Here is an 820-nt window from a genome sequence, read left to right as displayed (position 1 = left end):
CGTCGCCAACAAGGTCGATGATGAGATTTCAGCGCTGAATCGAATTAGAGACAATGCGACAGGCCCGAATCTGACTGGGAAAGACCCAGATGCGATACTCAATCTGCAGGCTTCAAAGAAGGTTGGTCAGGTCACGGCACCTATTGATTTTGATGGGCACATCTTGTCGACTGAAATCAGTAAGAGCGGGAAGGTGGTTGGAGGGCACAGCACAGCGACGGGGACGGTGGACGTGGTAACGAGAGGCGCCCCGGACTCCCTGGGTGTCTATGAGGCAACGGTTCGAATGCCTGACCCAAAGAACCCGGGCCAATATTTGACAAAAAAATCAACCATGTTTCCCGATCACTGGACGGGGGACCGAATCAAGGTTGAAGTGGATGCGGCGTATAAAAATAGGCAACTCATTAAAAACCCATTCAATGCTGCACCAATGTGGGAGGGTGTTACACCGTCTGGTGTAAAGGTGCAGGGCTATTTGAATCCCAATGTAACAGTATTCCCGAAAAAGTGAGAGATTGTATGGATGTTGAATTCGCTTGGGTGTGCGACGAACCATATTATGGGCATGGTTTGTTTCCGGTAATTTACATTCATTCATTGGATGACATAAAGGAGAAGTTATTTCTTGCTTTTTTGGGTGATCACGGAGGCATGCGTTACGATGTGTATATTCCAATTTTTATTGAGCTAAGAGATCAAATACGTCTGTCCAAATTTGATGCCGCTATTAATAAGTCTTGCTGCACCGAATCGTGGTGCGCCGAGGTCAAAGGCGATGTAACCAACATCTCGTTTGCCTACGATGAATCATATGATC

The 820-nt window shown here is 47.1% G+C and carries 2 protein-coding genes; both read left to right on the top strand.

Annotation, left to right across the window (positions count from 1 at the left end):
* Positions 1 to 514, top strand: a 514-nt coding sequence (locus HTA01S_RS25815) for an EndoU domain-containing protein (protein WP_218017397.1), incomplete at its 5' end; no start/stop codon positions are given.
* 8 nt (positions 515 to 522) lie between these two features.
* Positions 523 to 820 (top strand): hypothetical protein (locus tag HTA01S_RS25810; protein WP_218017396.1); only part of this gene is annotated, 298 nt, incomplete at its 3' end.

Origin of the sequence: Hydrogenophaga taeniospiralis CCUG 15921, from assembly GCF_001592305.1 — a bacterium.
GTDB lineage: Bacteria > Pseudomonadota > Gammaproteobacteria > Burkholderiales > Burkholderiaceae_C > Hydrogenophaga > Hydrogenophaga taeniospiralis.
Note: the sequence above shows the minus strand (reverse complement) of the source record. Positions and strands in the feature narration are given on the sequence as shown.